Origin of the sequence: Mycobacterium colombiense (genome assembly GCF_001672755.1) — a bacterium.
Classification (GTDB): Bacteria; Actinomycetota; Actinomycetes; order Mycobacteriales; family Mycobacteriaceae; genus Mycobacterium; species Mycobacterium colombiense_C.
Genome location: NZ_LZKI01000085.1, coordinates 1 through 8547, shown reverse-complemented (window position 1 = coordinate 8547; position 8547 = coordinate 1). Strand labels below are relative to the sequence as shown.

2 protein-coding genes are annotated in these 8547 nt (G+C 65.9%); both read right to left on the bottom strand.

Going from position 1 to position 8547, the window contains the following annotated elements:
- Window positions 1–633: class I SAM-dependent methyltransferase (locus tag A5708_RS13210; RefSeq protein ID WP_231117905.1), on the bottom strand; the 633-nt coding region annotated here is incomplete at its 3' end.
- Window positions 634–687: 54 nt separating this feature from the next.
- Window positions 688–8469, bottom strand: a complete 7782-nt coding sequence (locus tag A5708_RS13205) for a non-ribosomal peptide synthetase (protein ID WP_065029066.1) — start codon at window positions 8467–8469, stop codon at window positions 688–690.
- Window positions 8470–8547 lie beyond the last annotated feature (78 nt).

The following is an 8547-nucleotide window of genomic DNA, read 5'->3' as shown; positions in this document are numbered from 1 at the left end:
GCCGTACCTCCGGGCGAAAACGTTCACCCGGCCGGATTTCCTGCCTGGAACCGGGAGCATGTCGGCGATCGCGATGGTTCCTCCAGGTTTGAGGACGCGAAATGCTTCACGCAGGAATTGCTCACGCGTGTCGAAGTGGAATGCGCATTCCAGGGCCAAGACTGTGTCGAACGATGCGTCGGGAAACTCCATCGCGGTCGCCGACCCGAGCCGAAGGTCGATTTGTTTCTCCAGCCCACGCTTGGCGACGCGTTCCCGGCCCTTGTCGATGTGGACGGGGGTGATGTCGATGCCCGTGATCCGAGACAGCTTGAAGCGATCGAGAAGAACGAGGTCCTGCTCCGCGAAACCGACGCCGACGTCGAGGACTTCATCGCCTGGTTTCAGCCCGGCACGCGTTCCCAGCAGCTCGACCATCGCGACGCAAGCGTCGGGATAGGTGCGAGCCTCTTTCCAATAACCGAGGTTGAGCCATAACGGCTTGGAGTCGTCGACGTACCCTTCATTCAGGAAGTCGATGGCGTCGTCTCCGAGGGACGTGTAATAAGCCGCGGCAGTTTTCTGTCGCACCAGGCTGAAGGAGCGGACAACCACCAAGAATCCCCAGTAGATCGAAAGGGCAATTCGGCGCATTTTGTTCCTCCGGGATTGTCGATGGGCGTGTGCCGGGTGGCGCATTCAAGCAGGCTAGAGCAGTCCGAAAAGTTGCAAGTCGGTTACGTATTTGATGATGATCGGCGGCGTGATGTGCGGGATGTCCGGGATGTCCTTATCGGGGCCTATCTTTGCTTCTCGCACCGCGGCGCGGAATCGGTCGGTCGGCGCAAAGGATCCGCGGGCCGGCTCGGGGAGCTGAAACTGCCCGGGAGGGCGCATCTGCAACATCTGCAGAATCGAGTGCGCGCGCTGTCGCTCCGGCAGGGCAGCTAAGGCGGTCTCGAACCGCTGCAACCACTCCCCAAAGTCGCCGATGCGTTGGATCGGGTAACCGGCCTCGATCAGCCAGTCGACATACTCATCGGGCCCGATGCCGTCGTCGTGCGGGTTCATCACGTGATAGGTCTCAAACCCGTCGACCACCTGGGCACCCAGGGTGGCGATCGCCTCGGCGATGAAACCGACGGGCAGCCCGTCAAAGTGCGCGCGTTGCCGGTTCCCCTCGGCGTCGAGCCGGAAGAACGAGCCGGGCGTGATGCCGGTGGCCACCAGGCTCAGCACCATCCGGGTGACCGTGTCCGACACGTTGAGCTGACCCGCGTATCTGGGGTCGGCCAGGATCACGTCGCAGCGAAACACTCCGACCGGCAGCCCGCACAGGTCGTGAGCTTCGCGCAGCAGCACCTCACCGGCCCACTTGCTGTTGGCGTAGCCGTTGCCGTAGCTGCCATCATTCGTGCGGGTGGGGCTGATGACCCGGATGTCGGCATCCTCAGTGAACGCGGACGAATCGATCTGAGTTCTCACGTCGGAAGTCGACACATAACTGTAGGGCTTGAGTTTCGTGGTGAGCGCGAACCGGATCAGCTCGGCGGTGCCCACGACGTTGGGGCCGAACAGCTCGCTGTAGGGGAAGACGCCGTTGACCAGGGCCGCGGGATCCATGATCAGATCAACGGTGTCGGCCAGCCGCTCCCAGGTCTGCTGGTCCAGCCCCAGGTAGGCTTCGCCCTTGTCGCCGGCGATGACCTCCAGATGATCGGCGGCCAGTTCCTGGAAGTGCCGCAGCAGTCCGGGGTCGCCGCTGTCGAAGGTGTTGTCGAGTCGACTCCTCGCTTCTTCATCAGTCTCGCCGCGCACCAGGCAGATCAGCTTGCCGTCGACCAGCTCCATCCGCTCCAGCCACTCGAGGGCCAGATAGCGCCCGAGGAAGCCGGTCGCCCCGGTCAGCAGGACCGTCCGCACCTCGGCGCTCGGCCCCGGCAGCCGCGGCGCGGCGGCCAGCGTCGTGGCGTCGATGAACTTGTCCAGGGTGAGGTCGCGGGCGTGCACCTTGGTGGTGTCGTCCTCGTTTGCGGCGCCGTGCACGGACACAAAGCTGTCCCAGCTGGCACTTGTGCCCAACTGCTGGCTCAGGCTTCGCACCGATGGCGCGGAGAATATGGCGCCCACCGAAAGGTGGATATCAAGGGCTTTATTGATCTCGGCGATCACCCGCATCGCGGACAGCGAATCCCCGCCAAAATCGAAGAACGAGTCGTCGACCCCGACGCGCTCGATCCCCAGCACCCGGGCGTAGATCCCGGCCAGGATCTCCTCGTTGGGGGTGGCCGGGGGCCGATACTCCCCAGCGGAGTACCCCGGTGCCGGCAGCAACCGTTTGTCGAGTTTGCCGTTGACCGTCAGCGGCAACGCCTCTAGCACCACCACCGCGGCCGGAACCATGTAGGCCGGGAGTCGTTGGGCCAGCGCGACCCGGAGCTGGGCCGGGTCTGCTGTCCCGGTGACGTAGCCGACCATCCGTTTGTCGCCGGGGCGGTCCTCGCGGGCGATCACCGCCGCCTGCTCCACCCCATCCAGCCCGGCCAGCGCGGCCTGAACTTCACCGAGCTCGATGCGATACCCGCGGATCTTGACCTGGTCATCCGCGCGCCCCAGATACCGCAGCCGCCCATCAGCACCCCAACACACCAGATCTCCGGTGCGATACATACGTTGTCCCGCCGCGAACGGGCACGCCACAAACCGCGACCCCGTCAAGCCCGCCCGCCGCCAATATCCGCACCCCACCCCGGCACCGGCCACATACAACTCCCCGACCACACCGGCTGGCACCGGCCGCAACCAGCGATCCAGCACCAAAAAGCCAAGATGCGCCAATGGCACCCCGATTGGGCTGGCGGTGCTATCGGCGTCACCGGCGACGATCTTCCGCACCGAGGCATGCACCGTCGTCTCGGTAATGCCATACATGTTGATCAAGCGCGGTAATCCAGGGTGGTTGTCAAACCACGTCCTAAGACGCTGCGGTTCTAGCGCTTCACCGCCAAATACCACCGTCTGCAGCTTGAGCTGATAATCCAACTCACGTGATCGCGGTACGGACAAGCCGAGCCAGCGTGTCACCTGGCGTTCAAACGCCGTGCTCGAGCTTTGCCACCAGTGCTGGGCATCAACGTTCTGCAGCGCATAAAACGCCGAGGGGGTCTGGCTTAACACGCTGACCTCTTCGGTGACCAGCACCGCGTGCAAGTCTTCCGGTGAGCGGACCACCGAATCGGGCACCACCACCAACCGCCCACCGTGCAACAACGCGCCGAAGATTTCCCACACCGAGAAGTCGAAGGCCAAAGAATGACACTGCGTCCACACCTGTCCAGGCGACAGCTCCAGGTCGGCCTCCAGCACCTCCAACAGCCGGGTCACGTTCTGATGGGGGATGGCCACGCCCTTGGGGACACCGGTGGTGCCGGAGGTGTAGATGAGGTAGGCGATATCATCCGGACCTGGCGCCGACAGCGCGGCACTGGGTTGGGTGTCAACAGCGGTGCCTTCAATATCACTGACGTCGATGACCACCAGGTCATATCCGTCGAGCCGGTCGGCGAGCTCGGTGGTGGTGATCGCGGCGATCGGCGCGGCGTCGGCAACCATGAACTCCATCCGGGCCGCCGGCACCGCCGGGTCGATCGCCAGATAAGCCGCCCCAGTTTTCAGCACCGCTAAAACCGCCACGACAGCCTCGCCCGAACGGGAAAGCAGCAGCGCCACACGCTCACCCGGGCCCGCACCCTGGCCGGCCAACAGATGCGCCAACCGGTTGGCGGCTTCGTCGAGCTCGCGGTATGTCATGGAGCGGCCTTCGAAGCTCAGCGCCACCGCCTCCGGGGTGCGGGCCACCTGCGCGGCGAACAGCACCGGAATCGATGCACCGCTGGTTGCGGACCGGGTCAACACCGCCCGGTTGCCCCACCCATCCAGCCGGGCGTACTCAGAATCATCGAGCAGATCCACCGACGAGAGCCGCCGGGTGGGGTCGGCGGTCATCGCCACCAACACCTTCTGCAACCGTTCGATCAGCATCTCGATACTGGCCGCGTCGAAAACATCGGTGTCGTATCCGACGCGAAGACCCAGCTCGCTGCCCGGCGAGGCCTCCACCACAAGCGGGTAGTGGTTGGCTACGCGGCCGGTGACATTGGTGATGGCCAACTCGTCGGCCCCCGCCAACGCGCCGGTGTCGAACGGATAGTTCTCGTACACGAAAACGGTGTCGAACAGCTGCTGTTGACCGGTGACGCGGTGGATCTCCGCAAGCGCCAGGTGCTGGTGCTCGAGTGTGTCGTTGTAGGCGCCTTGCAGCTGGTCGAGCAGCTGCGCGGTGGTGGTTGCCGCCGTGATGTTCGCCCGCACCGGCACAGTGTTGATCAACAGACCCACCATCGATTCCGCACCGGCCACCTCGGCGGGCCGCCCCGAGACCGTGGTGCCGAAGGCGATATCGTGCTGGCCGGTCAACCACATCAGCAGCTGCGCGAAGGCGCCCTGCAACACGGTGTTGACGGTGGTATGACACGAGCGCGCCAGCTCGCTAACCGCCCACGTGATCTGCTCAGGCACCCGAAACACGGCATCGCCTCGCGGTCCTTGCTCTAACCGGCCCGGCGGCCCCACCAACGTGGGGGTGTCGAAACCGGCCAACACCTCACGCCAGGCCGCGCGCGCGGCCTCCAGGTCACGACCGCCCAACCAGGTCACAAACCGGCGATACGACCCGGCTGCGCCCAGCCGCTGCCCGCGATAACCGGCGAACATCTCGCCCAGCAGGATCGGCAGCGACCAGCCATCGAGCACGATGTGATGATTGGTCAGCACCAACCGGTGCCGATCCGCCGCGATGCGCAGCAAAGCCAGCCGAAAGGCCGGCTGATCGGCCAGATCGCAGACCGCGGCACGTTCGTCGGCGCACACCCGCGCGATCTGCTCCTCGACATCGAGGTCACCGAGCTTAGGGCCGCCGGCCAGGTCGATATACCGCCACCCCGCCACCGGATCGGCCGGGATGATCTGCACCGGCTCGTCGAACCGCTGGCAGAATCGGGCCACCAGGTTGGGATGCCGGGTCACCACCGCGTGCACCGCATCGCGCAGCCGCTGCGGGTCAAGCGGGCCGGTCATGGTGAAAGCCAGCTGCGCCGCATACGCATCGTCGCCCTTGCCCTGCACGGTGCTGGCGTGAAACAGCAGACCCTGCTGCAAGGGAGTCAACGGCAGCACGTCGGCGATCTCATAGTGATGGTAAAGCTCATCGATCTGGTGTTGGCCCAGCCGGGCCGGCGCGATATCCGACGGGGTCAGCCCGCCCCCACCATTTCGCACATGCGCGCAGATACCGGACAGGGCCTCAAACCACAGCCGGCTCAGCCGGCTGACCTGCACGTGATCTAGAGCGGAGGGCGCCCATGTCCAGGTAGCGTGCAGCTGCGGACCGGCGTCGGTGTCGATGGTGACGGCGTTGACATCAACGGTGTGCATCAGCGGCATGGGTATCGCCATTGCCGCGCTGGTGACCGACGACCCGTCCCGGGAGATCTGCCAAAGATCTTCGTCCAGACCAGTCCCGGGGGTGCCCTGACGCCCAAAATAGTTGAACCCGATCGGCGGGTCAGACCCGTCCAGGTCAACCTCGCTGTTCAGGTAACGCAGCACACCGTAACTCAGGCCGTCGGGAAGGGCGCGAAGCTGTTCTTTCGCGTCCTTGATCACCGTCCCCAGCGCGGCCTCACCGCTAACCACCTGCACCCAAGACAGCCCACCCATCGCCAACGACACCGGATATTTAGTGGTGAACCACCCCACGGTGCGGGACAGGTCAACATCGGCGGCCAGTTCCTCGGCGCGCCCGTGGCCCTCGACGTCGATGCCGATCGGCGCGCCGCCGCTGCTCGAAAACTCCGCCACCGCCAAGCCAAGCGAGATCAGCAGAATGTCGTGTATCCCGGCATGAAATGCCGCGGGCACCTCAGTCAAAAGCATGCGGGTCGTGTCAACATCATCCAGCGACACCGACAGGTGCCCGGCGCTTGCATAGGTATCCACCGCCGGCTGCACCGCGGGCAGCACGGCAGGGGTCGCCGCCACCTGCTTCCACACCTGCGCCTGGGCAACAACTTTCGAGGTCCGGGCGTGTTCAGTGAGATGCTCCGCCCACCGGGCAAACGACGTCCCGGTCGTCGGTAACACCACCGGCTGCCCGCCGCGGTGCTGGGCCCAGGCGATGTTCAAGTCCTCCAACAAAATCCGCCACGACACCGCGTCGATGGCCAGGTGATGAATGATCAACACCAACTGGCCCGCCGAAGCCACCCACAGCGCGCTCACCATCACGCCGGCGGCCGGGTTCAACCGCGACCGCGCCCCCACCAACGCCGCATCGCACAATTCGTCCACCGATTGGAGGCATTCGCGGGCATCCACCGACCCCACCTCGGGCACCGTCAACCACCACGCCCCGGCGTCGTCGTCGACGCGAAGTCGTAGCATCGCATGCCGATCCACCAAGGCCTGCAACACCGCTACCACGTCGGCCTCGGTGACCCCCGCGGGAGCCTGCACCACCATCGTCTGGTTGAACTGCTGCACCGGGCCATCGATGCTTCCGAGCCAACGCATGATCGGGGTGGCTGGCAGCTGCCCAATGCCCTCATCGATCGCGTCAGCTTCACCGTCGGCCACGGCGGCCACCCGGGCCAGCCCGGCCACGGTCTGCTCGACGTAAACATCGCGCGGCCGACACAGAACCCCGGCCGCGCGGGCCCGCGCCACCACCTGCATCGACAAAATGCTGTCGCCGCCCAGCTCGAAGAAGGAGTCGTCGACTCCAACCCGGTCGAGCCCGAGGACTTGGGCGTAAATGTGGGCCAGGATTTGTTCTACCGGGTCACTGGGGGCGCGGTATTGGCCGGTGGTGTGTTCGGGTGCCGGCAGGGCGTGGGTGTCGAGTTTGCCGGTGGGGGTGAGGGGCAGCGTTTCGAGTGCGACGACTGCGGCGGGGATCATGTAGGCGGGGAGCTGTTGGGCCAGGGCGGCGCGTGCTTGGGTGGGGTCTGCGGTGCCGGTGATGTAGCCGATGAGGCGCTTGGCGCCGGGGTGGTCTTCGCGGGTGATCACCGCGGCGTGCTCGACTCCGTCCAGTGCGGCCAGGGCGGTCTGGATTTCGCCGAGTTCGATGCGGTAGCCGCGGATGTTGACTTGTTGATCGGCGCGCCCGACATATTGCAGCTGCCCATCGCGGCGCCAGCGCACCAGATCCCCGGTGCGATACATCCGTGTTCCGGGCTGCCCGAAGGGGCAGGCCACAAACCGCGAGGCCGTCAGGGGACTGCGCCGCAGATAACCGAGCCCGACGCCGGCGCCGGCCACATATAGCTCGCCGAGCACCCCGATCGGTACCGGGTGTAACCACCCGTCGAGCACGAACAGCGCCGCGGTGGGCACCGGCGCGCCGATCGGCGGGGTGCCGGCCCCCGCGGTCAACGGCGCGGTCCTGGATGCACATATCGTGGTCTCGGTCGGGCCGTAGGCGTTGACCATCCTGCGGTGCGGCGCCCACCGGTTGACGACCTCGGCCGGGCAGGGCTCACCGGCCACCAGCAGCGCCATCGACTCCAGTCCCTGCGGCGACAGCGTCGCCACCGCCGACGGGGTTTGACTCAAGACGCTGACCCGCTCGGCGAGTAGCAGGGCGTGGAGGTCGTGCGCTGAGCTGGCCACCGACTCGGGCACCACCACCAGGCGTCCACCGTGGAGTAGCGCACCCCAAATCTCTTCAACCGAGGCGTCGAAGGCCAGCGAGTGCCATTGCGCCCACACCTGTTCCGGTGTCGCCCAGGTGTGTAGTGATGTCAGCAGCCGGGTCACGTTGTCGTGGGTGATGGCAACTTCTTTGGGCACACCGGTGGTGCCCGAGGTGTAGATCAGGTACGCGATATCGGCGGGATCGGGCCCCGGCAAGGCGGTGCTGGGTTGGGTGGCGATGGCGGGGTCGTCGACCTCGATGACCGCCACGTCGCACCCGTTAAGCCGCGGGCGCAGTTCGGCGGTGGTGAGCGCGGTGATCGGCGCGCCATCGGCGATCATGAACTCGATCCGCGCCGCCGGCAGCGCCGGGTCGATCGGCAGGTAGGCCGCACCGGTTTTCAGGACCGCCAGCATCGCCACGATCGCCTGCGCCGAACGCGAAAACAGCAGCGCCACACACTGTTGCGGGCCCACGCCATGGCCGGCCAGCAGATGCGCCAACCGGTTGGCGGCTTGGTCGAGTTCGCGATAGGTCCACGAACACTCACCGCAGCTGATCGCGACCGCCTCCGGGCAGCCGGTCACGTGTTGGGCGAACGCCTCTGGAATCGACACCGCGGCAGGCGCGGGCCGGGTCAACACCGCGCGCTGACCGAACTCCTCGAGCCGGGCCTGCTCACCCTCATCGAGCAGATCCACCGACGCGACCCGCCGCCCCGGATCAGCAACCATTGCCACCAATACCCGCTCCAATCGTGCGGTCAGTGTCTCGATGGTGTCGGGGTCGAACACATCGGTGCGGAATTCCAC

What these genes read in the sequence shown, in the direction of transcription:
- A5708_RS13205 (WP_065029066.1), bottom strand. Translation starts at nt 8,469, where the DNA reads ATGGTTGCTGATCCGGGGCGGCGGGTCGCGTCGGTGGATCTGCTCGAT.